We start from the raw sequence: 25651 nt of genomic DNA, 5'->3' as shown, positions 1-25651 counted from the left end.
GCCAGAGTCTTTAGCGGTCCTTCCGTCAGCCCCGGCCACTCGTGCCCCGCATCGGAGTTTCCTCATGCCGCCCCATACCTTCGCGGACCGCCCCGCCGGCCAACCGCCGGAGCGTGGCGCCGTCGACGCGCTGATCTCGCAGACGCGCCGCCTGCTCGGCGACGTCGACGCGGTGCGCCGCGAGTCGGTGATGACGGACGAGGCCGATCCCGAGTCCCGCTGGCAGCGCGCCCTGTACGAGCTGGCGGTGCACCAACTCAGCGACCTCGACCGGCACTTGGCACAGCTGCGGGAGGGCCCCGCCCCCCAGGCGGGCCTGCCGGCCCAGCGGGTCACCGCGACGCCGCCGCCCGGCTCCCTGCTGAGCCGGGTGGGCAGCGCCGAGTGGAACCTGCTGACCGACGAGGCGACCTGGTCGGGCGAGCTCTACCAGATCCTCGGCAGGGACCCCGCCGCCCCCGCGCTCACGCTCGACGAACTGCCCGCCCTCGTGCACGCCGACGACCAGCCGAGACTGACCGCGATGGTCACCGACTGCCTGATCGACGGCAAGCCGATGGACGGGGAGTTCCGCGTCGTACGCCCGGACGGATCCGTGCGCACGGTGCACATGATGGGCGAGCCCGTGCTCGACGCCGACGGCGCGACCGCCTCGATGTGGGCGGTCGTACGCGACGTCAGTGAACTGCGCCGCAGCCAACGAGCGGTGAGCGAGACCCGTGACTCGCTCCAGCGCCAGCGGCACATCGCGCAGACCGAGCACCGGCTCGCGGTTGAGCTGCAGGAAGCCGTGCTACCGCCGTGGCGTGGCTCCCTGCGGCTCCCGCGCAGCGGTCCCGGCGGCCTCGATCTGGCCGCCCACTACTTCCCCTCCTCCGTCGGCAACCTCGTCGGCGGCGACTGGTACGACGCGCTCGAACTGCCGGGCGGCCGCACCCTGCTGACCGTCGGCGATCTCACCGGGCACGGCGTCGCCGCCACCTCAGGCATGGCGATGCTGCTCGGCGCGGTCCGCGGCATGGCGATGTGCGACACCCCGCCCGGCGAGCTGCTCGGCTCCCTCAACCACCTCCTCGACTCGTCCGTGCAGCCCGCGCTCGGCAGCGCCCTGTGCTGCCGCTACGACCCCACGACCCGGGCACTGACGTGGGCACAGGCGGGACACCCTGCCCCCCTGCTGTTCCGCGACGGGACGGGGCGTGCGCTCACACCACCCGAAGGCGTCCTCCTCGGCACCACGTCCGGCGCCGGCTACGAGCAGGCCGAAGAGCCGCTGCGCGCCGGAGACCTGCTGCTCCTGCACACGGACGGACTCGTGCCACAGCGTGGCTCGACCGCGTCCGTGGGCCGGCTGCTCGCGCTGGCGGAGCCGCTGACCGCGGCCCGTGACGCACAGGACTGCGTGCACGTGCTCCGGGAGGAGTTCGGTCAGGGCGAGCGCGAGGACGACGCCTGTGTTCTCGTCGCCAGGATCGGTTCCTGACGGCGTACGCATTGCTCTTCTAGCCGGTGTCTCCGGCGATGCCCGGCGGGGTTACGCCTGGATCCGCTTGCCCGTCGACCTCGGCAGCGCCAGCTTGATCTCCTGACGAAGGTCGTCGATCTTCGGGTAGTCCGCGTAGGTTCCGGTGAGCCGGTACATCTCGCGCAGCCGGTCCCAGGTGCGGTGCGAGGAGTTGGAGCCCATCGAGTTGAGCGCCAACCGCGCGTACCTGTCCGCCTGTTCGGGGTCGTCGGCGATGAAGCAGGCCGAGGCCATCGACAGGTGGTCGAAGATGTTCGAGCGGTCCCGGCCTCCGCCACGCAGCGCCAGGGCCTCGTGGGCATGCTGCTGCGCGATGACGGCGGCGGACGGATCGTGCTCGGCGAGGGTGCGGTACGCGAGGGCCTGCATACCGTGCAGGTCCGCCTCGTCGAACATCTGCATCCAACTCGGCGGCGGCACATCACCCTTGTCGGAGACGAAGAGCTCCTCCGCCTGACCGAGGGTGCGGCGCATCGCCTGGCCCTTGCCCATGGACGCCTGTGCCCAGGCCTCGATGGTGTAGAGCATCGCCTTCGTGCGCGGCAACACCTGGTCACCGGAGCCGGACTTGGCGAGCTTCATCAGGTCGAGCGCCTCGCCGGGCGCCCCGAGGTGGATCTTCTGGCGGGCGGCCCGCGACAGGGCCTCGCCGGCCCGCGGCCGGTCCCCGCCCTCGCGCGCGGCGTGCGCGGCGATGACGAAGTACTTCTGGGCCGTGGGTTCCAGGCCGACGTCGTGGGACATCCAGCCCGCGAGGACGGCGAGATTGGCGGCGACGCCCCACAGGCGCCGCTGCAGATGGTCGGGGTGGCGGTAGGAGAGCATTCCGCCGACTTCGTTGAGCTGGCCCACGACCGCCTTGCGCTGCAACCCGCCGCCACGCGAGGCGTCCCAGGCGCGGAACACCTCGACCGAGCGCTCGAGTTCCTCGATCTCCTGGGACCCGATGGGGGCCGCTTCGTAGCGGTCGGACCCGGCAGCGTCGGCGCCTGCCGGAGGGGACAGCGGATCGTTGGCCCTGGGGGCATCGGCCACGAGGGCCGGGTCGGTGTGCAGCCAGTCGTGCATGGCGCTGCTGAGTGCGGAGCCTGCGGCGAGCGCGGCACCCGCGCCCACCAAGCCGCGTCGGTTGAGCATGAGGTCCATTCCCGTGAATTCGGTGAGGACCGCCGCTGTCCGCTCGGGCGCCCACGGCACTCCGTCGGGGCCTTGTTCTTCCAAGCCGCCGCCTTGCCGTTTCCCTACGCGCCCGTGTCGGACGAGACCGAGGTCCTCGATGGTCACGACACGGCCGAGTCGCTCGGTGAACAGCGCCGCCAGCACCCTCGGCACCGGATCGCGCGGGATCTCTCCCGTGTCGATCCACCGCCGCACCCGCGAGGTGTCGGTCGCCAGCTGTGCGTGGCCCATGGCCGCCGCCTGCCGGTTGACCATCCTCGCGAGCTCGCCCTTGGACCAGCCGGCCAGGCCGAACAGGTCGTTCAGACGGGTGTTGGGTTGTCCGTTCACGTAAGCCCCCAGGTTCTCGGCTGAAATTGACAGTAGCCCTCTGTCAGTTGCAGGGCGACTATTCGCCAGGGTTCGCCAGGGTGCGCCAGCTGTTGTGCTCTTGGGCGCCTGGTGTCAGGTAGGAGTGCGCCACCCCGACCCGGTCGCCACAGGGCATTCCCCAGGGTGTACCGAATCGGCCGGGCCGGGACGGCGCAGGCACTCACTGGCACACGAAGGGATCTGTTTCGCCCATGTACGCAGCATCGTCCTCCGTGTCCGCCCCGCCCCGGCCGCTGCGCCCCGCCCGTCCGGCGGTCGGCGGAAGCGGCCCGTACCTCGACCCCGCGCGGCCCGCGGCTCCGACGCTGAACGGCATCGCCCGGCCGCGTCGCGCCCCGGGGCTCGGCACGCAACCGCTCAGCGGGAGACTCGACTTGTCCGGCCCTCAGGGCGCCCAGCTGCGCACGGCGATCGCGTCGGTGCACCGGATCTGCCCGGAGTTCCATCCGGTGCAGGTGTTGCGCCGTTCCTCGCGCTCCGTGCTCCTCGTCGGTACGACAGGGCGCAGCACCGCCGTCGCGAAGTGTCTACTCGACCCTGCTCCCGCCTACGCGGCGCGGATCCGGCACGAGATAGCCGCATACCGCTCGTTCGTCCGACACCGGCCCCCGGTGCGGGTGCCCCGGCTCATCGCCGCGGACCCCGACAACGGCACGCTGGTGATCGAGCGGATGCCCGGTCGGGTGGCGGCCCTGCAGCGCCACCCGGTCGAGGCACCGCCCCGGGCGGATGTGCGTGCCGCGCTCGGCGCGATCTGCCGGGTCAACCAGTGGCGGCCGCCGGCGGGCACCTTCGACGCACCGCTGGACTACGCGGCGCGGATCAACCGCTTCCATAACCTGGGCCTGCTCACGGACCGGGACATGGGTGACCTGCAGAAGCTGCTGCACGGGATCGCACACACCGCGGGCCGCGGCGGCATGGGCCAGTTCTGCCACGGCGACGCCCTGTTGTCGAACGTGCTGCTGGCGCCCACCGGCCCGGTGCTCGTGGACTGGGAGCACGCGGGCTGGTACCTGCCGGGCTACGACCTGGCGACGCTCTGGTCCGTGCTCGGCGACGCTCCGGTGGCGCGGCGTCAGATCAGTCAGCTCGCGCAGTCCGGCGGGCCCGTGGCGCGCGACGCGTTCCTGGTCAACCTGATGCTCGTACTGACACGGGAGATCCGTACGTACGAGACGGCCGTGCAGCGTTCCCTGCACGAGCAGACCCCGGCGGCACCGTCGGTTCAGGCCCACGCCGGTGCTGCGCCGTCCGGTGAGGAGCAGCGGCTGTTGCTGCGCCGCCTGCACGACGACTGCAATATGGCCCGCAAGGCGGTGCGAGCGGCAGTCGGCACTCGCTGACGGGGACGAAGATCCGCGGTGCGCCCGGAAGGAACAGGGCGCACCGCGGATCTTCGTATGTCCGCAGCCATGGGCATGGGCCGGAAATCCGGGGGAAACTCCGCTGTGCACCGCATGATTGACGGATCGTCGGCGGGCCGATAGCACTGAGCCATCATCGGCCCCGCAGGCACCGCGCAGCATCCCGAACCCGGCGTTCCCAGGAGGCATCCTTGTCCCGATTCTTGAGCGAAAGACGTTCCCGTGCGGGTGTGCGGGTGGCGGGTGGCACCCTCGGAGTGGCGGCGCTGCTGCTGCCGTTGCTCGGCGCGGCGCCGCCCGGCGTTTCGGCCGAGGCCCCGTCGGCCCGGCTGCAGGACGCGTTCGCTTCGGCGGCGGCCGAGTACCAGGTGCCGCAGAGCGTGCTCCTCGGTGTGTCGTATCTGCAGTCGCGGTGGGACGCGCACGACGGGGCGCCGAGCGTCACCGGCGGCTACGGCCCCATGCACCTGACGGACGCGCGCACCGCGCTCGCGGACGCGACACGGCACAGCGAGGCGGCGGGCGACCCGCGCGGCGACGACTCACGGGCCCCGCTCAGGGCCTCGGATGCCGTCCCGAAGAACTCCCAACTCCCGGCGCGGCTAAGGACGTTGCCGCGTGCGGCGCAGCTCACCGGCCTGTCCGCGGAGCAGCTGCGCGACGACTCGGCGGCGAATGTGCGGGGTGGCGCCGCCCTCCTCGCGGCCGCCCAGAAGAAGCTCGGCAAGCCGCTCAGCGACCGGCCCGCCGACTGGTACGGGGCGGTCGCGGCGTTCTCCGGCGCGGACGACGCCGCGACGGCCGGCACATACGCGAACGATGTCTTCGCGGTGATCCGCGACGGCGAGCGGCGCACCACGGACGCCGGCCAGGAGGTCACCCTCCGCGCCCGGCCGGACGCCGAACCGCAGGCCGCGCAGATCGAGAAGATGGGCCTGCGCAAGGCGGACGCGGGCGGGACCGAGTGCCCGAAGACCGTGTCGTGCGAGTGGATTCCGGCGCCGTACGAGGAGTTCGGCGACGGCGACTACGGCAACCACGATCTCGCGGACCGTCCGAAGGACCAGAGCATCGACTACATCGTCATCCATGACACGGAGGCGACGTGGGAGCAGACGCTCAAGCTGGTCCAGGACAAGACGTATCTGGCGTGGCACTACTCGCTGCGCTCGACGGACGGGCACATCGTGCAGTCCATCAAGAACAAGGACGTCGGCTGGCACGCGGGCAACTGGTACGTCAACGCGAAGTCGATCGGCCTGGAGCACGAGGGTTTCCTCGCGCAGCCGGACTCCTGGTACACGGAGGAGATGTACCGGTCCTCGTCGCGCCTGGTGAAGTACCTGTCGAAGAAGTACGGCATCCCGCTGGACCGGCAGCACATCCTGGGTCATGACACGGTGCCGGGCACGACGGCGTCCACCATCAAGTCGATGCACACGGACCCGGGCCCGTACTGGGACTGGTCGCACTACTTCGCCCTGATGGGCAAGCCGTTCCACCAGACGGCGGGGCCGAACGGCGGCCTGGTGACCGTCGCCCCCGAATTCGACGAGAACCAGCCGGAGTTCACCGGCTGCGAGAAGGCGGGCGCGGCCTGCGCACCGCACGGTTCGAGCGCCGTGCGTCTCTACTCGGAGCCCAGCGAGGACGCCCCGCTGATCAAGGACATCGGGCTGCGTCCGGGCGGCGAACCCTCGACGATCGACGTCAACGACATGGCGTCGCGGGCCTCCGCGGGCCAGCAGTACGCGGTCGCGGGCCGCGAGGGCCACTGGACGGCCATCTGGTACCTGGGCCAGAAGGCCTGGTTCAAGAACCCGTCCGCGCAGCCGACCGCCGTACCGGCCAAGGGACTTGTGGTCACGCCGAAGCCGGGCGCGAGCGAGGTCCCGGTGTACGGGCGGGCCTACCCGGAGAAGGAGGCCTACCCGTCGGGCATCACGCCGCAGGCGATCTCGCCGTTGCCGTACAAGCTGCTGTCGGGCCAGCGCTACGCGACGGGCGGGGCGACCAGGGGCGAGTACTTCTACTCCCCCACGTTCGACACCTCGTCGCACAAGGTGGTCAAGGGCAAGGACGTGTACTACGAGATCCAGTTCGGGCACCGCGTCGCGTATGTGCGGGCGGCGGATGTGCAGGTGCTGCCGTCGAAGGTCTCGTAGGACGCGGGTACTGACCCGTCGTGCTGCTCAGCCCTGCTGGAACAGCTCTGCCGGCAGCGGCTTGAGCAGCGCGTACAGGTCGTCCGTGATCGGGCGGTCCCAGGACGCGATGGTCACGAGCACGTTGTCACTGCGGTCGAACTGGACGCAGGAGATCCGCGTCTCGGAGAGCTTCAGGCGGCGCACCACGAGGAGGTTGTCGCCCTGCATCACCGGGACGTCCTCCACGTCGGTGACGGTGACTTCCTCGTCGTTCTCGAGGGCCACGAGGAGCTGGGCCACCTCGAAGGGGATCTCGCCGTCGTCCACCTCTCGGGCCGGGGAGCCCTCGGGCAGATTGCCGATGACCATCGCGGGGCCGCGGCCGCCGAACAGGTCGTAGCGCAGGAAGACACCCTGGCAGGTTCCGTCGGGGGCGGGCAGCAGACCGGCGCCCAGGTTGCCCGGCCAGTCGCCCGGATCCATGGCCAGGACGTCGAAGTCGGGACCCGCGGGGGTCGCAGCGCGGCGGCGGAGGAAGGACATGCCGCAATGGTACGTCCACGCTCCGCATGGATCGGGCTCGGGTCGTCCTGGTTGACGCGGCCGTTCTCGTTTCGCTGCGCCGAGGGCTGTGCCCGCCGGTTCCGCCGTACGGAACGGCGGGCACAGCAGTGGCCTACTCTCCCAGTGCCGCCGCCAGCCCCTTCACATCCGTGCCCAGCTTGCGGTAGACGGACGACAGCAGGCGGACGACCGTGGACTCGTCCACGTGGAGGTCCCGCGCGATCTCCGAGGGGCACGAGCCGCGCGCCGCGCCGGACGCCGCCGCCCGCTCACGCGCGGTGAGCGTGTCCGTGACCGCGCCGTGCAGGGGCCTCGGCCGCAGTCCTGCCGCGGCCAGCTCGTCCCTGGCGTGCTGCGCCAGGCCGTCGGCGCCGCAGCCGATCGCCGCGTCGAGCCCCCGGTAGAGGTGGTCCGCCGCCTCTTTGGAGCGGCCCTTGCGGCGTTGTTCCGCGCCGAGGGCGACGAGGGAGCAGGCCAGCTCGTAGCCCGCGGGTGAGCGCTCCAGGTGGGCGACGGACTCCTCCAGGAGCTTGGCGCGCTCGGTACCGGTGGAGACCTCGGCCACGATGCGCAGGGCCTGGCCCACGGCGGACGGCGCCCCGTAGTGCCGGGCCCGCTCGACGGCGTCCTCGGCGAGCGCCCGGGCCCGCTCGGGCGCGTCGGGCGCCTCGGCGCGGGCGAGGTGCAGCTGCCAGGGGCACCATGCGGGGTTGCGCATGCCGCGCGGGTCGAGGCGGCGGCCCGCCGCGGCGAGCTCCTCGACGGCGTCCTCGGTGCGGCCGAGCGCGAGGAGGAGCTCTCCGTACACGGTCTGTGCGTCGGGGAAGACGACGGCGGCGGGGAACGGTGGGCCGAAGGCGTGCTCGTCCGCCACCTCCTTGGCCTCGGGGGCCCGGCCGCGCGCGAGCAGCACCTCGACGAGGGTGCCGACGGCGTACCAGTGGGCGGGGGTGCCCGGCCCGACGCGTCGGGCGAGGCGCAGGCCCGCGCGCACGAAGTCCTCGGCCTCCGCGAGCCGCCCGCGCCGGTAGCGGATGTAGCCGAGGAGCGTGTATGCGAAGGAGAGGTGGGCGCCGCGCCAGCCCGCCTGCTCGAAGTCTGCGATGCCCTCGACGAAGAGTTCCTCGGTGCAGCCAGGCCGGTCGGCGTAGAGGAAGGCCATGGCGACGAGGACGGGGACCTCGAAGCCTCGGTCCTCGTCGGCGGCCCAGCGCAGTCCGCCGGCCAGGGCCCGCTCGGCGTGCTGGATCACCGTGTCGACGGGCTCACCGCGCAGGGTGGCGTCCCAGGTGCGCAGGCCGATGAGGTAGCGCTCTGTGAGGTCGCGGCCGGTGAGCCGGTCGGCGAGTTTGGCGAGGCGTCGGGAGCGGGCCGGGGAGTCGGGTTCGTCGGCGCGGAAGGCGTCCCACATGAACTGTTCGGCTTGCATGCGCAGGCGTACGCGCGGGTCGTCGGTGACGCGGATCTCGCGGGCGAGGGTCTCGGAGGCCTCGGCCAGCCGGTCGGTGTGGGCGAGGACTTGGGAGAGGCGGTAGACGATGCCGTGGCGCAGGGCCGGGTCGGTGATGGGCTCCTCGAGGGCGGCGCGCAGGTGGTTGACGGTGGTGGCGGGCTCGGTGAGCAGGGAGGCGCTGCCGAGTTCGTAGAGGACGGCGGCGCGGTCGTCGAAGGCCGGGGGTTCGCGCAGGGCGCGGGCGAGGTAGCGGCGGGCGGCGTCGGGGGCTCCCGCGCGGACGGTCTCGGCGGCTGCGGCGCGCAGCTGCCGCACGACCCACGTGTCGCCTTCGGGGTGGGTCTCAAGGAGGTGCCGGGCGGCGGCGCAGGGGCCGAGGCCCGCGTCGAGGACGGTCCAGGCGGCCTGTCCGTGCAGGGCGACGCGGATGCCGCCGGGGATGGCGCGGGAGACGGCGGTGGCGATCAGCGGGTGGACGAATTCGAGCGACTCCACGCCCTTGAGTACGCGCGCCGCCCTGAGCCGGTCGGTGGCGTCGGCGGCCTCTTCCGGGCCCAACCCGGCGACGTTCGCCGCGAGTTCGGGCGCGATCTCGGTGCCGAGCACGGCGCAGGCCCAGGCGTAGCGGACGGTGGAGGTGCCGAGGCGTTCGATGCGGGCGACGAGGCCGCTGCCCTTGGCCGCGGCGGCGAGGTCGCGCAGCAGGTGGGCGCCGGTCTCGGTGGGGACGAGGCCGCGGTCGCGCACCTTCGCGGTCAGCTCGACCGCTTCGAAGGGGTTGCCGGCGGTGACGGCCCAGCATTCGCGGCAGAACGCGTCGTCGGCGTGGCCGCCGAGGGATTCGCGGACGAGTCCGGCGATGGCGGAGGCGCTGAGCGGTTCGAGTCCGAGGGCGCGCCGGCCCGAGCGGCCCGGCAGTCCGCGCAGGGCCTCGGCGTGGTCCGGGAGTTCTTCCGGTCGGTAGGCGACGACGAGCAGGAGCGGCAGTTCCTCGGCGCGTGGAGCGAACGAGGCGAGCCAGCTCAGGGACTCCGGGTCGGCCCAGTGGGCGTCGTCGAGGACGAGGACCATGGGGGCCTGCTGCACGGCGAGGTGGGTGAGCACCCAGTCGAGGCCGTCGCGCAGGCCCTGCGGGTCGGGCGGCGCGCCTTCGGTGGGGGCGCAGAGGCCGAGGGCGGGGCCCACGATCGTGTACCAACTGCCCAGCGTGGCACGGAGATCGGCGGCTGAGGCGCCCGCGAGGCGTGGCTGGAGGAGCTGGCGGGCGACGTGGAAGGCGACGCCCTGCTCCTGGTCGCCGCCGCGTGCGTACAGGACGGTGCAGCCCTTGGCGGAGGCCTTGCGGCGCACTTCGGCGAGGAGGCTGGTCTTGCCGAGTCCGGCGGTCGCGGCGACGGCGAGCAGCGCGCCGTGCGGCCGGTCCGGGGGCTCCCCGCCGCCCTGCGGGAGTCCGGTCAGCTCGTTCAACACCGCGTCCACGACGGCGAGTTCACTGTCCCGCTCGAACAGCTTCCGCCTGCCCCGGCCAGCGCTCCGCACCATGGCGCACCCCCACCCGCGGCACGGTCGCGCACCACGGTTTCCAGGCACCTCAGCGTACGCCGGGGCGCCCCCGCCGGAGCGTGATGCGGCATTCTCGGTACGAAAATCGGTGCGGTTCCGGTGCGGTTTGCGGTTCCGGTGCGGTTAGGGTGCGGGTTCATGAGCGGGACGGTGCTCGACCACTGGCGGGGCGGCCTGGACGTCGTACCCGAGGAGGTGTGGCGGCATCCCGCCCTTGAGGTGCTGCTGCTGGCCGACAATCGGCTCGCACACCTTTCCGAACGCATCGGCACGCTGACGCGTCTGCACACCCTCGACCTCGGGCACAACCTGCTCACCTCGGTCCCGGCGGAACTCGGCGGCCTCACCGGCCTGAGCCGTTTCCTGTATCTGCACGACAACCGGCTCACCGAACTGCCGGAATCGCTCGGCGCCCTGGACCGGCTCGCGTATCTGAATGTCGGCGAGAACCGGCTGACGGCGCTGCACTCCACGCTCGGCGCGATGACCGGTCTCGTGGAGCTGCGCGCCCAGCACAACCGGCTCGATGCGCTGCCGGACGGCATCGGCGGGCTCACCGCACTCCGGGAGTTGTGGCTGCGCGGCAATCGGCTCTCCGTGCTTCCCGCGTCCGTAGGGGATCTGGCGGAGCTGCGGGAGGTGGAGCTGCGGGACAACGTGTTCGCCGTTGTGCCCGAAGCGCTGCGCGCTCTTCCTCGGCTGCGCCGGCTCGATCTGCGCAGCAATTGGCTGCGTGAGGTGCCGGGGTGGGTCGCGGAGCTGCCCTGCCTGGAGAAGCTCGATCTGCGCTGGAACGATGTGCGGCTCGCGCCCGGCCTGCTCGACGAGCTGACCGGGCGCGGATGTGTCGTACTGCGCTGAGCGCGGATGTGTCCTACTGCGCTGAGCGCGGTTGTGTCGTGCCGCGCCGAGCGGGCCGCGGCCGTCAGAGCTCAGTCGTCCTCGGGCGGGACCACCGCGACAGGGCCGGCCGCGTGCAGCAGGGCCGCGTGCGTGACCGATCCGAGCATCGGGGCGGGGCGGGTGAGGCGGCGGCGGTGGCGACCGACGACGACCAGTTCCGCGTCGCGCGAGTTCTCGACGAGATGACCCGCCGCGTCGCCCGGCACCACCAAAGTCTCAACCTCAACTTTAGGGTGAGAGTCCCGTAGTTCCGTGAGAGTCTCATCGGCCACTCGAAGCGTGTCGCGCTCGGTCGCCTCCTGGTCGACGGCCGTGGGGGTGAAGTCCCCGTACGCCGTCCAGGCCAGGACCGGCCACGGATACGCGACGACGACCTGGAGCCGGGCGCCCGTACGGGCCGCGTGCGCGAACGCGAAGGTCAGCGCCGCATGGTCAGGCGCGTCCGCCTTGAGCCCGACCACGACGCGCGGCCCAGCCGTCACCTCCGCGTCGCCGTGCACCTCGCGCCCCGGCGGCGGCACCACGACGACCGGGCAGGTCGCGTCACGCGCCGTCGACACGCTGTTCGAGCCGAGCACGAGGCCCGCGAAGCCGCCGCGCCCGCGCGAGCCGACGACAAGGAGCTGGGCCTCGGCGCTCATCTCGGACAGCACCACGGCCGGCAGACCGATCCGGCTGATGAACTCGAGCGGCGGCAGCCCCTCGCGCCCCTCCAGGTCCTTGCGCAGCTCCGCGAGCACCGTGTCGTTCTCGGGCTCCTCGTCGAAGTCCGCCACGAGCACCTCGGCCTGGAGGAACGGCGCGTACTGCTGCACATGTACGACGCGCAGCTCGGCGCCGCGTCGGACCGCCTCGGCGAGCGCCCATTCCAGGGCGCGGCGGCTGTCGTCGGAACCGTCCACCGCGGCGAGGACGGGCAGGTGGTGCGGTGTTGCCATGATCTCTTCGCCTCCGACACCGGGCGCGTCGCCGCGCCCTCATTGACCGGCTGTTCCTGTGGCCAGGCTCGCAAATGCCGGGGCCACAGGACAGGGCCGTTGGTCCCGTGTCGGAACCGCGTGAGCAAAGAGCCGCGAAAGCGACTACGTGAGGTCGAACTCGCCCTCTCGGGCACCACTCACGAACGCCCCCCACTCGGCCGGCGTGAAGATCAGGGACGGGCTCTGTGGGTGTCCGCCGTTGCGCATCGCGATGAAGCCCTCGACAAAGGCGATCTGGACATCGCCCTGCCCCCCACTGCTGGACCGCCAATCCGCTTTGCTGAGGTCCAGGTCCGGCTTCTCCCACCCCATGAGCGGGTGCTGGTCGATGGTGCTTTCGGCCACGTCCGTGCTCCTCCCGGTTCGTCGTCCGTGCGCCAGCCTAGCGATCGGTCCGTGCCGCGCACAGGCCGCGAAGGGCGGTGTTGGTCAACGCGCGTTCATCGGGTGGGTGGTTCGGCGCCGACGAGCCACATGGAGAAGAACTGGGAGCCGCCTCCGTAGGCGTGCCCGAGGACCTTCCGCGCGCCGTCGACCTGGTGTTCTCCGGCCTGTCCGCGTACCTGGAGCGCCGCTTCGGCGAAGCGGATCATCCCGGAGGCGCCGATGGGGTTGGTCGACAGGACGCCGCCCGACATGTTGACGGGGAGGTCCCCGTCGAGCTCTGTGACACCGGCTTCGGTGAGTTTCCAGCCCTCGCCCTCGTCCGCGAACCCGAGGTTCTCCAGCCACATCGGCTCGTACCAGGAGAACGGCACGTACATCTCGACGGCGTCGATCTCGCGGCGCGGGTCGACGATCCCGGCCTGTCGGTACACGTCGGCGGCGCAGTCCTTGCCGGCCTGCGGGGAGACGAAGTCCTTGCCCGCGTGGAGGGTCGGCTCGCTGCGCATGGCGCCGCCGTGCATCCAGGCGGGCGGCTTCGACGAGCGGGCCGCCCCCGCGCGGTCGGTGAGGACCATCGCGCAGGCGCCGTCGGACGAGGGGCAGGTCTCGGAGTAGCGGATGGGGTCCCAGAGCATCGGCGAGGCCTGGACCTTCTCCAGGGTGATGTCGTGCTCGTGGAGGTGGGCGTACGGGTTCTTCAGCGCGTTGCGGCGGTCCTTGTAGGCGACGACGGAGCCCACGGTGTCGGGAGCCCCGGTGCGTCGCATGTAGGCGCGCACGTGCGGAGCGAAGAAGCCGCCGGCTCCCGCGAGCAGCGGCTGCTGGAACGGGATGGGCAGCGAGAGCCCCCACATCGCGTTGGATTCCGACTGCTTTTCGAAGGCGAGGGTGAGTACGGTGCCGTGGACGCGGGCCGCGACGAGGTTCGCGGCGACGAGCGCGGTGGACCCGCCCACGGATCCCGCTGTGTGCACGCGGAGCATCGGCTTGCCGACGGCACCGAGCGCGTCCGCGAGGTACAGCTCCGGCATCATGACGCCCTCGAAGAAGTCGGGCGCCTTGCCGATGACGACGGCGTCGATGTCGGACCAGGTCAACTCGGCGTCTTCCAGGGCTCGTTGGGCGGCTTCGCGGACGAGTCCGGCGATCGACACGTCCCGGCGGGCGGCGACGTGCTTGGTCTGCCCGATCCCGACGACCGCTACCGGCTCCTTGGACACGGCCTTGCTCATCGCTGGTCCTCCCCTTCGAGTACGGCGACCAGGTTCTGCTGGAGGCAGGGCCCGGAGGTGGCGTGGGCGAGGGCGCGCCGGGAGTTCCCGCCGTGGATGCGGGCGGCGGCCTCGCCGATGCGGATGAGCCCGGCGGCCATCACCGGGTTGGCGGCGAGCGGGCCGCCGGACGGGTTGATGTCGACGTCGTCGCCGAGGCTCAGGGCGCGGCGCAGGACGACTTCCTGTGAGGTGAACGGGGCGTGCAACTCGGCGGTGTCCACGGGCCGTTCGAAGGCCCCGGCGTTCTCGGCGGCGAGCCGCGTGGAGGGCGAGTCGGTGAGGTCGCGCACCCCGAGGCTGTGTGCCTCGATGCGGTGGTCGATGCCGCGGATCCAGGCGGGGCGCTCGCACAGTTCCCTGGCGCGGTCGCCCGCGGCGAGGATCACGGCCGCGGCGCCGTCCCCGATCGGCGGGCAGTCCCCGGTCCGCAGCGGATTTACGACGTAATCGCCGTGCGGCACGCTCCCTCGCAGTTGGGCGTGCGGATTGCCCGTGGCGGACTCCCGGCTGCGGGCGGCGACCCCGGCGAGCGCGGGCTCGTCGGTGTGTCCTCCGTCGATCAGCGCCTGCGCCTGAAGGGCGGCGAGCGCGACGGAGTCGGGCCACAGCGGGGCGACGTAGTACGGGTCGAGCTGACGCGTCAGGACGTCACGTACGGAGCCCGGTGAGGACTTCCCGTACGCGTAGACGAGCGCGGTGTCGGCCTCGCCGGTCAGCAGCTTGGTCCACGCCTCGTACAGGGCCCACGCGCCGTCCATCTCGACGTGGGACTCGGAGATCGGCGGCCAGGCGCCGACGCCGTCGAGCGCCATGGTGAACGAGAAGGCGCGCCCGGCGAGGTAGTCGCTCGATCCCGAGCAGGTGAACCCGATGTCGCTGGTCTTCAGGCCCGTGGCGTCGAGGACCTGGTGCAGGACGGGCATCAGCATCTCGACTTCCGACTGTTCGTCGGAGGTACGTGTGTGGTCGGTCTGCCCGAAGGCGACGACGGCGATGTCCCGGATCGGCGGCCGCATCAGATCATCTCCTTGTACGTCTCGTAATCGGCGTCGGGTTCACCGGTGGGCCGGTAGTGGTCCGGGTAGCGCCCGCCCTCCGTCCACACGGGCTCGACGCGCAGGCCCATGCGCACCTGGTCGTACGGGATGCCCCCGATGCGGCCGTGCAGGGCGAGGTCGGCGCCGTCGAGGGCGATGTGGGCGTAGACGTACGGGACTTCGATGTCGAGGTTCTTCGCCTTGATGTTCACGATGCAGTACGTGGTGACGGTGCCCGCGGGCCCGACCTCGACCGCTTCCTCGGTGGCGACGCCGCAGGTGGGGCAGGCGCCGCGCGGCGGGATGTAGACCTTGCGGCAGGAGGGGCAGCGTTCACCGACGGTGCGGCGCTCGGCCAGGGCGTTGATGTAGCGGGTCTGGGCGCCGCCCGGGCTGTAGGTGTAGTCGAGGCGGGCGGGGGCGACGATGCCGGTGACGGCGTCCTCGAACTCGCCGCTGTGCGGCACCGGTTGGGAGGGCGCGTCGTCACCCTCGTACGGCTCGAAGCACGCGATGTCCGTGATGGCGCCCTCGCGTTCCTCGGCCCAGCGGACGCGCACACGCATGCCGGAGTGCACGGCGTCGGGACCCGGGGCGTCGAGGGCGTGCAGCAGGGCGGTGTCGGCGCCGTCCAGCGTGACGAGGACCCAGGCGAAGGGGGTGTCGAGGGGCTGGCCGCGCCGCGGCTCGGGGTTCCAGGCCCAGGTGGTGACGGTGCCGGTGGCGCCGACCTCGACGAGGTCGCGGATCTCCTCCGCGGTCACGGGGTCGTACTCGACCGGCGGCACCAGTACCTTCCCGTCGCCGGTCCGCACGCCGAGGACGGTGCGGTCGCGCAGACCGCTGAGGAAGGCGGACTGGACGGGGCCGAGGGAGCGGGTGAACGGGAACTCCACGACCAACGGCGCGCGCAGCACCTCCGGTTGGGCGGTGGATGTCATGAGGCCTCCTTGACGTATGGGCGTACGGGACGGAATGGCACGGCTAGGGTCCTTCTGACGGATCAGGCTGGATGCGGGCGGCCGTGAATGTTCGGTGCCGGTGAGCGGGGTAATGGGGCCTCCCCTGCTCGAGCGAAGCCGAGAGCTTGGGGAAGCGTGCAGCTGCAAGGCGGAGGAGGGCGACAACGCGGAGCGTTGGCAACCGACGACAACGCCGCAGATGTGCGTGCCAGGGCACGCGACTCCGGCAAGATCCGCCAGAAGGGCCCTAGGGGCCTCACTCGCGCCGGAACTCGGCGGGCCGCTTCTCCGCGAACGCGCGGGCGCCTTCCTTCGCGTCGGCGGTGTCGAAGATGGGCCAGCCGCGCTTCAACTCCGAGGCGAGACCGTCCGTTTCGGTCATCTCGGCGGTTTCGTAGACGGACGCCTTGACCGCCTCGACGGCCAACGGGCCGCACGCGTTGATCTGTTCGGCGATCTCCAGCGCCACGTCCAGCGCGGTGCCGTCGGGCACCACACGCCCGACGAGCCCGATCGCCGCGGCCTCCGGCGCCGGGTAGGGCCGCCCGGTCAGCAGCATCTCCAGGGCGTGGGTACGGGGAACCTGGCGCGGCAGCCGCACCGTCGAGCCACCGATGGGGAACAGGCCGCGCTTGACCTCGAAGAGCCCGAACGTCGCCGACTCCCCCGCCACCCGGATGTCCGTGCCTTGGAGGATCTCGGTGCCGCCCGCGACGCAGTGCCCCTCGACGGCCGCGATGACGGGTTTGCGCGGCCGGTGGTGGCGCAGCATCGCCTTCCAGTGCAGGTCGGGGTCGGCCTTGAGCCGGTCCCGGTAGTGCTCGCCCTCCATCCCCTTGCCCGCGAGGGCCTTGAGGTCCATGCCGGCGCAGAACGCACCGCCCGCCCCGGTGAGCACGATGGAGCGGATCGAGTCGTCCGCGTCGGCCTCCAGCCACCCGTCGTAGAGGCCGACGAGCATCGGCAGGGACAGCGCGTTCTTGGCCTCCGGCCTGTTGAGCGTGAGTACGAGCGTGGCGCCCTCGCGCCGGACGTCGAGATGTTCGGTCCCACCCATGAGGGGTCCTCCAGTCAGCCGCAGCCTCGGACCTGGAACAGGTTGCAGTAGGGCACGTGCCAGTTCAAGAGTTTTCTGACACTCAGTCAGTTTTCTTGCGCGGGGCCCCTTCCCCCTTACTCCCGGTTCTGTTCTGATGACGGCCAGAAGGCGCCCGGGAGACATCCGGCCCTGGATCATCTGGATCAGGAGGAGCGCGGTGGAGTACAACCTTGCCGACCTGTTCGAGTCGGTCGTCGACGTGGTCCCCGACCGCGAGGCGCTCGTCTACGTGGATCATCCCGGTACGGGTGCGGAGCGCCGGCTCACGTACGCCCAGCTGGACGCGGCGGCCAACCGGGTCGCACACCACCTGATCGCGGCCGGGATACGCCCCGGCGAGCACGTGGGCCTGCACCTCTACAACGGCATCGAGTACCTGCAGACGGCGCTCGGCTGCGTCAAGGCGCGGGCCGTCCCGGTGAACGTGAACTACCGGTACGTGGAGGAGGAGTTGGCCTACCTCTACCAGGACGCGGATCTCGTGGCCCTCGTCTTCGACACGGAGTTCACACCGCGTGTGGCGGCGGCGCTGCCGCGCGCCGAGAAGCTGCGCCACCTGGTGCGGGTGGGCGCCCCCGAGGCGGACGCGCCGCCGCTGAAGGCGGTGGACTTCGAGGAGGCGACCGCGCAGTCCTCCCCCGAACGCGGCTTCGCGCCGCGCTCCCCCGACGACCAGTTCATCATCTACACCGGCGGCACCACGGGCATGCCGAAGGGTGTGATGTGGCGCCAGGAGGACCTGTTCTTCGCGGGCCTCGGCGGCGGGGCACCCACGGGCGAACCGGTGTCACGACCCGAGGAGCTGGCCGAGCGCGTGGCGGCGGGCGGCGACGGCATCACCTTCTTCCCCACTCCCCCGCTGATGCACGGCACGTCCACCCTCACGGCCTTCATCGGCTTCAACTTCGGTCAACGCGTCGTCATCCACCGCAAGTTCGCCCCTGAGGAGGTGCTGCGCACCATCGAGAAGGAGAAGGTGACGAGCGTGTCCCTGGTGGGCGACGCGATGCTGCGCCCGCTCATCGACGCGCTGAAGGGGCCGCTGAAGGGCACGGACTGTTCGTCGATGTTCAGTGTCTCGTCCTCGGGCGCGATCATGTCGGACACGGTGCGCGCCCAGTTCCAGGAGCTGGTGCCGAACACCATGCTGCTCAACAACTTCGGCTCGTCCGAGTCCGGCTTCAACGGCACGGCGACGGCCGGATCGGGCGCGGGCGCCGGCTTCCACGTCCAGGTCAACTCCCGTACGCAGGTGGTGGACCCGATCACGTACGAGCCGGTCGCGGTCGGCGAGGTGGGGCGGATCGCGCAGCGCGGGCACGTACCGCTCGGCTACTACAACGACCCCGCGAAGACCGCCGAGACGTTCTTCCAGAAGGGCGACGAGCGCTGGGTACTGCTCGGTGACATGGCGACGGTCGACGAGCAGGGCATCGTCACGGTCCTCGGGCGCGGCTCGCAGTGCATCAACACGGGCGGCGAGAAGGTGTACCCGGAGGAGGTCGAGCAGGCACTCAAGTCCCACCCGGACATCTACGACGCGCTGGTGGCCGGCGTGCCGGACGAGAAGTGGGGCAACCATGTGGCGGCCGTCGTCCAACTCATGGCCGGGGCGGACCCGCTGACCCTGGACACCGTCCAGACGCACTGCCGCAGCCACCTCGCCGGTTACAAGATCCCCCGCCAGCTGGTGGTGACGGACACCATCCAGCGCTCGCCGAGCGGCAAGGCGGACTACCGGTGGGCGCGGTCGGTGGCGGCGGAGGGGAACGCGTAGGCCCCCTCCGCAAGGGGGCTCAGTCGAGGCAGAACTCGTTGCCCTCGATGTCCTGCAGCGTGATGCAGGACTCGTTCTCCTCGTCGGCGCGCTGCGTCAGGACGTGCGTCGCGCCGAGCTTGTACAGGCGCTCGGCCTCGGCTTCGAGCACCGCGAGCCGCTCGTCGCCGACGAGGCCGGCCCCGGCCCGCACGTCGACGTGCACCCGGTTCTTGACGACCTTCCCCTCCGGAACGCGCTGGAAGAAGAAGCGGGGCCCCTCGCCCTGGGGGTCGGCGCAGGCGGACCACGCCTCGTCCTCGTCGGCCCCGGGCGGCATGACGTATCCGAGTACCTCGCACCAGAAACGGGCGACCCGCACGGGCTCCGCGCAGTCGAAGGTGATCTGGACCTTCTTGATCGATGTCATCGGCGCACCATAGCAAGGGCGTTCCATGGCACGGTCGGATTTATCTCGGTTGCCCGGCCGTCGCCCCGGTGCTGAAGTTCGCGCATGAATCACGCAACGGTCAGAGACCTGTTCGATCAGCAGATGCGGCGCGAGGCGGGGCCCGACGAGCCCGGGGCGCGGGTCGAGCGCGTCGGCGCCGTCGTGCGCCATGTCGGCCCGGCGGCGGGGTGGAACGGGGTGCTGTGGTCGAGCCTCGACGAGGATTCCGCCGACGCGGCGATCGCCGAACAGGTCGACTTCTTCGGCGAGTTGGGCCGGAGTTTCGAGTGGAAGACGTACGCGCACGACCGCCCCTCCGACCTTCCCGACCGGCTCAAGGCCGCCGGGTTCGTACCGGAGGAGCCGGAGACGCTGCTCGTCGCGGAGACGGCCGCGCTGCCTGTCGACACCGCGCCGCCCGAAGGGATCCGGCTGCTCCCGGTCACCGATGAGGAGCAGGTCGAGCTGGTGGAGCGGGTGCACGAGCAGGCCTTCGACTCCGGCCGCTCGGTCATCGGCCACCAGCTTCGGACCCAACTGGCCCAGGACCCGGACACGGTCCCCGCGGTCGTGGCGCTGCACGGCGACGAGCCGGTGAGCGCCGCCCGCATGGAGCTGCATCCGGGGACGGCCTTCGCGAGCCTGTGGGGCGGCGGCACGGTGCCCGAGTGGCGTGGTCGCGGGATCTACCGCTCGCTCGTCGCGTTCCGCGTCCGCATCGCCGCCGAGCGCGGATTCGCGTACGTCCAGGTGGACGCGACGCCGTACAGCCGGCCGATCCTGGAGCGCCTGGGGTTCGTGGCGCTCGGGACCACCACGCCGTACGTCTGGGAGCCCCCGGCCACCCGCTGACACCCGAACCGGAGCGTCGCATGTCTTGACGACTGCGGTCACTCCTTGAATTACTGATCGACAGCAGGGCAACCGAATGATCGGTCGGGAGTTTCGGGAGAGCGTGCGATGGCGTCGATGGCGACGGACTGGCGGGACGAGGGCGAGCGGCTCGGCGCGGACGAGCTGCGCGCGCTGCAGCTGGAGCGGCTGCGCTCGACGCTGCACCGGGTGTACGAGCGGGTGCCGTTCTACCGGGAGGCGTTCGACAAGGCGGGGGTGCGGCCCGAGGACTGCCGCACGTTGGCGGACCTGGGGCGCTTCCCGTTCACGACCAAGGCGGACCTGCGGGACAACTATCCCTTCGGGATGTTCGCCGTGGAGCAGAGCGAGGTGCGGCGGCTGCACGCGTCGAGCGGCACGACGGGGCTGCCCACGGTCGTCGGGTACACCGAGGCCGATCTGTCGATGTGGTCGGACATGGTGGCGCGGGCGATCCGCGCGGCGGGCGGCAGGCCGGGGCACAAGGTCCATGTGGCGTACGGATACGGCCTGTTCACCGGCGGGCTCGGCGCGCACTACGGGGCGGAGCGGCTCGGGTGCACGGTGATTCCGGCGTCCGGTGGCATGACGTCGCGCCAGGTGCGGCTGATCCTGGACCTGAAGCCCGAGATCATCATGGTGACGCCCTCGTACATGCTCACGCTCCTCGACGAGTTCGAGCGCCAGGGCGTCGATCCGCGCACCAGCTCTCTGAAGATCGGGATCTTCGGCGCGGAGCCGTGGACCGAGGAGATGCGGCGCGAGATCGAGGAGCGGGCGGGGATCGACGCGGTCGACATCTACGGTCTGTCGGAGGTCATGGGCCCTGGCGTGGCTCAAGAAGCCGTGGAGACCAAGGACGGGCTGCACATCTGGGAGGACCAGTTCTACCCGGAGATCGTCGACCCGATCACGGGTGAGGTGCTGCCGGAGGGCGAGCACGGCGAACTGGTCTTCACCTCGCTGACCAAGCAGGCGATGCCGGTGGTCCGGTACCGGACGCGGGACCTGACGCGGCTGCTGCCGGGGACGGCGCGGCCGGCGTTCCGGCGCATGGAGAAGATCACCGGGCGCAGTGACGACATGGTGATCCTGCGGGGCGTGAACCTGTTTCCCACGCAGGTCGAGGAGATCGTGCTGCGCACACCCGGCGTCGCCCCGCACTTCCAGCTCCGCCTCACTCGCGAGGGCCGCATGGACGCGCTCACCGTGCGCGCCGAGGCCCGGCCCGACGCGACGTCTCAGGAGCGGGAGGCTGCGGCGCGCGCCATCGCGGCCGGGATGAAGGACGGGGTGGGGGTGTCGGTGGCCGTGGAGATCGTGGAGCCGGAGTCGCTCGAGCGGTCGGTGGGGAAGATCAGGCGGATCGTGGACGAGCGGAAGTCCTGAGCGGCCTGCGCCACTCCCCCGTCAGGTCACGCGAACCGGTCCCGCAGCTCCCGCTTGAGGATCTTGCCGGAGGCGTTCCGTGGGAGTTCGTCCACGAAGACGATCCTCTTGGGTGCCTTGAAGTGGGCGAGCTGCTCGCGCGCGTGGGCGATCAGGTCCTCCTCCGTGACGTCCGCGGACCGCACCACGACCGCCGTGACCGCCTCGATCCAGCGTTCGTCGGGCAGTCCGACGACGGCGGTCTCTGCGACGGCCGGGTGGGTGTAGAGGGCGTCCTCGACCTGGCGTGAGGCGACGAGCACGCCGCCGGAGTTGATGACGTCCTTCACCCGGTCGACGACGGTGAAGTAGCCCTCGCCGTCGCGCACCGCGAGGTCTCCGGACCTGAACCAGCCGTCCCGGAAGGCCTGTTCGGTCTCCTCCGGCTTGTCCCAGTAGCCGTCGCACAGTTGCGGGGAGCGGTAGACGACCTCGCCGGGCGTGCCGTCGGGCACGTCCTTGCCCTCGTCGTCGACGACCTTCGCCTCGACGAACAGCACCGGACGCCCGCACGAGTCCATCCGCCCCTCGTGCTCGTCGGGCCCGAGGACGGTGGCGAGCGGACCGATCTCGCTCTGCCCGAAGCAGTTGTAGAAGGCGAGTCCCGGCAGCCGGGCCCGCAGCCGTTCGAGCACCGGGACCGGCATGATCGAGGCTCCGTAGTACGCCTTGCGCAGCCCGGTCAGGTCGCGGGCGGCGAACTCGGGGTGCTGGGAGAGTCCGATCCACACCGTCGGCGGCGCGAACAGGCTGTCCGCGTCCCCCGCCTCCACGAGGTCGAAGACCGGGTCGGCGGCCGGCGCGTCGAGGATCGTGTTGGTGGCGCCCACCGCCAGGTACGGCAGCAGGAACACGTGCATCTGCGCCGAGTGGTACAGCGGCAGCGCGTGCACCGGCCGGTCCGTCTCCTTGAGGTCGAGCGCGTGGATGGCGCTCACGTACTCGTGGACGAGCGCGCGGTGCGTCATCCGGGCGCCCTTGGGCAGTGCGGTGGTCCCGGACGTGTAGAGGAGCTGCGCCAGGTCGTCGGCGCCCGGAGACTCTCCGTCGTACGGTGCGCTCGCCGCGAGCCGCGTGAGCAGTGCCTCGTCCGCGTCGCGCAGCGGCAGCACCGGTACGTCGCCGGGGAGCCGGTCCGCGATGCCGGGGTCGGCGAGGACGAGCGAGGCGCCGGACTGCCGCACGATGTACGCGAGGTCGTCGCCGGTCAGGTTCTGGTTGACCGGGACGTGCACGAGCCCGGCGCGGGCGCAGGCCAGAAAGCCGATCAGGTACGCGTCCGAGTTGTGCCCGTAGGCGCCGACCCGGTCGCCCGGCGCGAGGCCCTCGCCGCGCAGGACCCCGGCCGCGCGGGACACGGCGTCGTCCAGCTCCCCGTACGTCCATGAGCGCGGCCCGTAGCGCAGGGCGACGCGCTCCGGGGTGCGGCGCGCGCTGCGGCGCAGGACTCCGTCGACGGTGCTGCTGGCGGCCTCGGAATGGGGCCTCCCCTGCTCGAGCGGAGCCGAGAGCTTGGGGAAAGGTGACCTCGTCATGGCGTGATCCTGTGTGGTGACGGGCGCGGGGTCAAGGCGGCGGATGCCGCGGGTCGACGACCGGGGCGGTGCATCCGATCCGGCCGTTCGGGGCGAAGGGAGGAGTGAGGCAGCGGGTTCCACCTCGCCCGCTGATCCCCTTCGCCGCTGACCCCGGGTGCCTGCTCGCCTCGGTGTCAGCGGCCCTCATCGCCGGCCTGCCGGTACCGGTCATGGCCAGCCTGCCGGTACCGGACATGCCCGGTCTCGGCTCAGGGCGAACTTCCCGTGCGGGCTCCGCTCCCGCCGACCTCTCCGCACCGGACATACCCGTTGGTACGCTCAGCGCTCTCACGCAGCTCAACCACCTCAGCCCGCACTGCAGTTGGGAGCACGATGCGCACTCGTCCGGGACACAGACGCCTCGCGGCCCTCGGGGTCGCCCTGTTGACCGCGCTCAGCGGCACCGCCTCGGTGTCGTCCGCCGCGGCCGACCGTGACACACATCCGCACGGCGGTGGCCTGTCCGCCACCATCCGCTACACCGAGTACGGGATCCCGCACATCGCCGCCAAGGACTACGCGAACCTCGGTTTCGGCACGGGGTGGGCGCAGGCCGCCGACCAGGTGTGCACACTCGCCGACGGGTTCGTGACGCTGCGCGGCGAGCGTTCGCGCGTCTTCGGGCCCGACGCGGCGCCCGACGGCTCGCTGTCGTCGGCGACCAAGAACCTCTCAAGTGACCAGTATTTCCGAGGTGTTCGCGAGACACACACCGTGGAGAAGCTGCTCGATGTCCCCGCGCCCGCGGGACCGAGCCGCGACGCGAAGGACGCGATGCGCGGCTGGGCCGCCGGGTACAACGCGTGGCTGAAGAAGAACCGGATCACCGACCCGGCGTGCAAGGGCGCGGACTGGGTGAAGCCGGTGACCTCGCTCGACGTGGCGACGCGCGGCTTCGCGATCGCGGTGCTCGGCGGGCAGGGGCGCGCGATCGAGGGCATCACGGCCGCGCAGCCGCCGACCTCCGGCGCCGCGCGGACCGGGCCGGACAAGGCCGATACCGCCCGCGCCGCCCGCGAGTTGTTCGCGCAGGACGACTCCGACATGGGCTCGAACGCGGTGGCGTTCAGCGGCGCGACGACGGCGAACAAGCGGGGCCTGCTGCTCGGCAACCCGCACTACCCGTGGCAGGGCGGCCGCCGCTTCTGGCAGTCGCAGCAGACGATCCCGGGCGAACTCAACGTCATGGGCGGCTCGTTGCTCGGCACGACCGGGATCTCCATCGGGCACAACGCGAACATCGCGTGGAGCCACACGGTCGCGACGGGCGTCACGCTCAACCTCCACCAGCTCACCCTCGACCCCTCAGACCCGACGACGTACGTGGTCGACGGCAAGAAGGAGAGGATGACGAAGCGGTCCGTGAGCGTACCCGTCAAGGGCGGCGACGACGTGACCCGCACCCAGTGGTGGACCCGCTACGGCCCCGTCGTCACGAACCTCGGCGCCCAGCTCCCGCTCCCCTGGACCGCGACGACGGCCTACGCCCTGAACGACCCGAACGCGGTCAACCTGCGCGCCTCCGACACCGCGCTCGGCTTCAGCAAGGCCCGCTCGACCGCCGACATCCTCACGTCGCTGCGCCGCACACAGGGCCTGCCGTGGGTGAACACGATCGCCGCGGACTCCTCGGGCCACTCACTGTTCACGCAGTCGCAGGTGCTGCCGAGGATCACCGACGAGCTGGCGGGCCGCTGTTCGACGCCGCTCGGCAAGTCGACGTATCCGGCCTCGGGTGTTGCCATCCTCGATGGTTCGAAGAGTGACTGTGGGCTGGGCAGGGACAAGGACGCCGTGCAGCCGGGCATCTTCGGCCCGTCGAAGATGCCGGTCCTCAAGGACGCCCCGTACGCGGAGAACTCCAACGACAGCGCCTGGCTCGCCAATGCGGACCACCCGATCACCGGCTACGAGCGGGTCTTCGGGAACGTCGGAACGCAGCGTTCGATGCGTACGCGCGGCGCCGTCGAGGACGTCGCGGGGATGGCGGACAAGGGCGGTCTGACGGTCGCGGATCTGCAGCGGCAGCAGTTCGCCGACCGGGTGCCCGCCGCCGATCTGACGGCCGCCGACACCGCGAAGGCGTGCGCGGCCCTGCCCGGCGGCTCGGCAACGGGCAGCGACGGCAAGCCGGTTGACGTCTCTCAGGCCTGTGACGTGATCGGCGCGTGGGACCGCACCATGAACACCGACAGCCGGGGCGCCCTGCTCTTCGACCGGTTCTGGCGGAAGCTGACGGCGGCGGTACCCGCGGCCCAGCTGTGGAAGGTGCCGTTCTCCGCGGCGGATCCGGTGCGTACGCCGAACACACTGAACACGCAGGCGCCCGGCTTCGCCACGGCGCTCGCCGACGCGGTGGCCGAACTCAAGGCCACGAGCATCCCGTTGGACGCCAAGCTCGGCGACCACCAGTTCGTGACACGCGGCGGCGAGCGCATCCCGGTGCACGGCGGCACGGAGTCGCTCGGCGTGTGGAACAAGGTCGAGCCGGTGTGGAACGCCGCGGGCGGCGGCTACACCGACGTCACGACCGGGTCGAGCTACATCCAGGCGGTCGGCTGGGACGGCGGGCGCTGCCCGGTGGCGCGCACCCTCCTCACGTACTCCGAGTCGTCGAACCCGAACTCGCCGCACTACAGCGACCAGACCCACCTCTTCTCAAAGAAGAAGTGGGTCACGGAGCGCTTCTGCGAGAAGGACATCCTCAGGTCGCCCGCACTGAAGGTGGTGCGGGTGCGCGACTGACGGACGCCC

The 25651-nt window shown here is 71.4% G+C and carries 19 protein-coding genes; 8 read left to right on the top strand and 11 right to left on the bottom strand.

Going from position 1 to position 25651, the window contains the following annotated elements; genetic code table 11:
- Positions 1–64 precede the first annotated feature (64 nt).
- Positions 65–1483, top strand: a complete 1419-nt coding sequence (locus OHA73_RS44180) for a PP2C family protein-serine/threonine phosphatase (protein WP_327658254.1) — start codon at positions 65–67, stop codon at positions 1481–1483.
- 51 nt (positions 1484–1534) lie between these two features.
- Here OHA73_RS44180 and OHA73_RS44175 read toward each other — a convergent pair whose 3' ends face one another.
- Positions 1535–3034: a DNA-binding protein NsdB gene (locus OHA73_RS44175; RefSeq protein ID WP_267073244.1), complete on the bottom strand. Its 1500-nt coding sequence runs from the start codon at positions 3032–3034 to the stop codon at positions 1535–1537.
- A 233-nt stretch (positions 3035–3267) separates the two neighbouring features.
- Here OHA73_RS44175 and OHA73_RS44170 point away from each other — a divergent pair, with 233 nt between their 5' ends.
- Together OHA73_RS44170 and OHA73_RS44165 are read left to right on the top strand one after the other, a co-directional pair.
- Entirely contained in the window at positions 3268–4422 is a 1155-nt protein-coding gene (locus OHA73_RS44170; protein ID WP_267073245.1) for an aminoglycoside phosphotransferase family protein, read from the top strand.
- Positions 4423–4634: 212 nt separating this feature from the next.
- Positions 4635–6608: an N-acetylmuramoyl-L-alanine amidase gene (locus tag OHA73_RS44165; RefSeq protein ID WP_443063192.1), complete on the top strand. Its 1974-nt coding sequence runs from the start codon at positions 4635–4637 to the stop codon at positions 6606–6608.
- A gap of 27 nt (positions 6609–6635) precedes the next feature.
- On the opposite strand, the gene OHA73_RS44160 is transcribed toward OHA73_RS44165, so the two are convergent.
- Positions 6636–7133: a hypothetical protein gene (locus OHA73_RS44160; RefSeq protein WP_266724986.1), complete on the bottom strand. Its 498-nt coding sequence runs from the start codon at positions 7131–7133 to the stop codon at positions 6636–6638.
- A 133-nt stretch (positions 7134–7266) separates the two neighbouring features.
- Positions 7267–10149: an ATP-binding protein gene (locus OHA73_RS44155; RefSeq protein ID WP_327658253.1), complete on the bottom strand. Its 2883-nt coding sequence runs from the start codon at positions 10147–10149 to the stop codon at positions 7267–7269.
- Between the two features lie 159 nt (positions 10150–10308).
- Here OHA73_RS44155 and OHA73_RS44150 point away from each other — a divergent pair, with 159 nt between their 5' ends.
- Positions 10309–11031, top strand: a complete 723-nt coding sequence (locus OHA73_RS44150) for a leucine-rich repeat domain-containing protein (protein WP_327658252.1) — start codon at positions 10309–10311, stop codon at positions 11029–11031.
- A 71-nt stretch (positions 11032–11102) separates the two neighbouring features.
- Here the strand turns inward: OHA73_RS44150 and OHA73_RS44145 are convergent, their stop codons facing one another.
- The 6 genes from OHA73_RS44145 to OHA73_RS44120 all read right to left on the bottom strand — a co-directional run bounded on the left by OHA73_RS44145 (position 11103) and on the right by OHA73_RS44120 (position 16770).
- Positions 11103–12011 (bottom strand): universal stress protein, encoded by a 909-nt coding sequence (locus tag OHA73_RS44145; RefSeq protein ID WP_266724981.1) that lies wholly within the window; start codon positions 12009–12011, stop codon positions 11103–11105.
- A 144-nt stretch (positions 12012–12155) separates the two neighbouring features.
- Entirely contained in the window at positions 12156–12398 is a 243-nt protein-coding gene (locus tag OHA73_RS44140) for a DUF397 domain-containing protein (RefSeq protein ID WP_267073249.1), read from the bottom strand.
- Positions 12399–12493: 95 nt separating this feature from the next.
- The gene (locus OHA73_RS44135) at positions 12494–13660 is read right to left on the bottom strand and encodes a thiolase domain-containing protein (RefSeq protein WP_327658643.1); all 1167 of its coding nucleotides are present in this window, start codon (positions 13658–13660) and stop codon (positions 12494–12496) included.
- An 8-nt stretch (positions 13661–13668) separates the two neighbouring features.
- Positions 13669–14730 carry a thiolase domain-containing protein gene (locus OHA73_RS44130; protein ID WP_327658251.1) on the bottom strand — a complete coding sequence of 354 codons (1062 nt, stop codon included), beginning with the start codon at positions 14728–14730 and terminating at the stop codon, positions 13669–13671.
- Positions 14730–15692: a Zn-ribbon domain-containing OB-fold protein gene (locus OHA73_RS44125; protein ID WP_327658250.1), complete on the bottom strand. Its 963-nt coding sequence runs from the start codon at positions 15690–15692 to the stop codon at positions 14730–14732. The genes OHA73_RS44130 and OHA73_RS44125 overlap by 1 nt, the downstream gene beginning before the upstream one ends.
- A gap of 277 nt (positions 15693–15969) precedes the next feature.
- Positions 15970–16770, bottom strand: a complete 801-nt coding sequence (locus OHA73_RS44120; protein ID WP_266724974.1) for a crotonase/enoyl-CoA hydratase family protein — start codon at positions 16768–16770, stop codon at positions 15970–15972.
- 199 nt (positions 16771–16969) lie between these two features.
- On the opposite strand from OHA73_RS44120, the gene OHA73_RS44115 reads away from it, so the two are divergent.
- Complete coding sequence (locus OHA73_RS44115; protein ID WP_267073252.1) at positions 16970–18589, top strand: acyl-CoA synthetase; 1620 nt, start codon at positions 16970–16972, stop codon at positions 18587–18589.
- A 19-nt stretch (positions 18590–18608) separates the two neighbouring features.
- Here OHA73_RS44115 and OHA73_RS44110 read toward each other — a convergent pair whose 3' ends face one another.
- A complete protein-coding gene (locus OHA73_RS44110; RefSeq protein WP_267073253.1) occupies positions 18609–18998 on the bottom strand; it encodes a VOC family protein in 390 nt (129 codons plus the stop codon).
- An 84-nt stretch (positions 18999–19082) separates the two neighbouring features.
- On the opposite strand from OHA73_RS44110, the gene OHA73_RS44105 reads away from it, so the two are divergent.
- Both OHA73_RS44105 and paaK read left to right on the top strand, forming a co-directional pair.
- Complete coding sequence (locus OHA73_RS44105) at positions 19083–19871, top strand: GNAT family N-acetyltransferase (RefSeq protein WP_267073254.1); 789 nt, start codon at positions 19083–19085, stop codon at positions 19869–19871.
- 108 nt (positions 19872–19979) lie between these two features.
- Positions 19980–21281 (top strand): phenylacetate--CoA ligase PaaK, encoded by a 1302-nt coding sequence (gene paaK, locus OHA73_RS44100; protein WP_266724968.1) that lies wholly within the window; start codon positions 19980–19982, stop codon positions 21279–21281.
- Positions 21282–21307: 26 nt separating this feature from the next.
- Here paaK and OHA73_RS44095 read toward each other — a convergent pair whose 3' ends face one another.
- Entirely contained in the window at positions 21308–22855 is a 1548-nt protein-coding gene (locus tag OHA73_RS44095) for an acyl-CoA synthetase (RefSeq protein ID WP_327658249.1), read from the bottom strand.
- Between the two features lie 375 nt (positions 22856–23230).
- On the opposite strand from OHA73_RS44095, the gene OHA73_RS44090 reads away from it, so the two are divergent.
- Positions 23231–25642, top strand: a complete 2412-nt coding sequence (locus tag OHA73_RS44090; RefSeq protein WP_327658248.1) for a penicillin acylase family protein — start codon at positions 23231–23233, stop codon at positions 25640–25642.
- The last annotated feature ends 9 nt before the right edge of the window (positions 25643–25651 follow it).

This window comes from Streptomyces sp. NBC_00483 (assembly GCF_036013745.1).
GTDB lineage: Bacteria > Actinomycetota > Actinomycetes > Streptomycetales > Streptomycetaceae > Streptomyces.
Note: the sequence above shows the minus strand (reverse complement) of the source record. Positions and strands in the feature narration are given on the sequence as shown.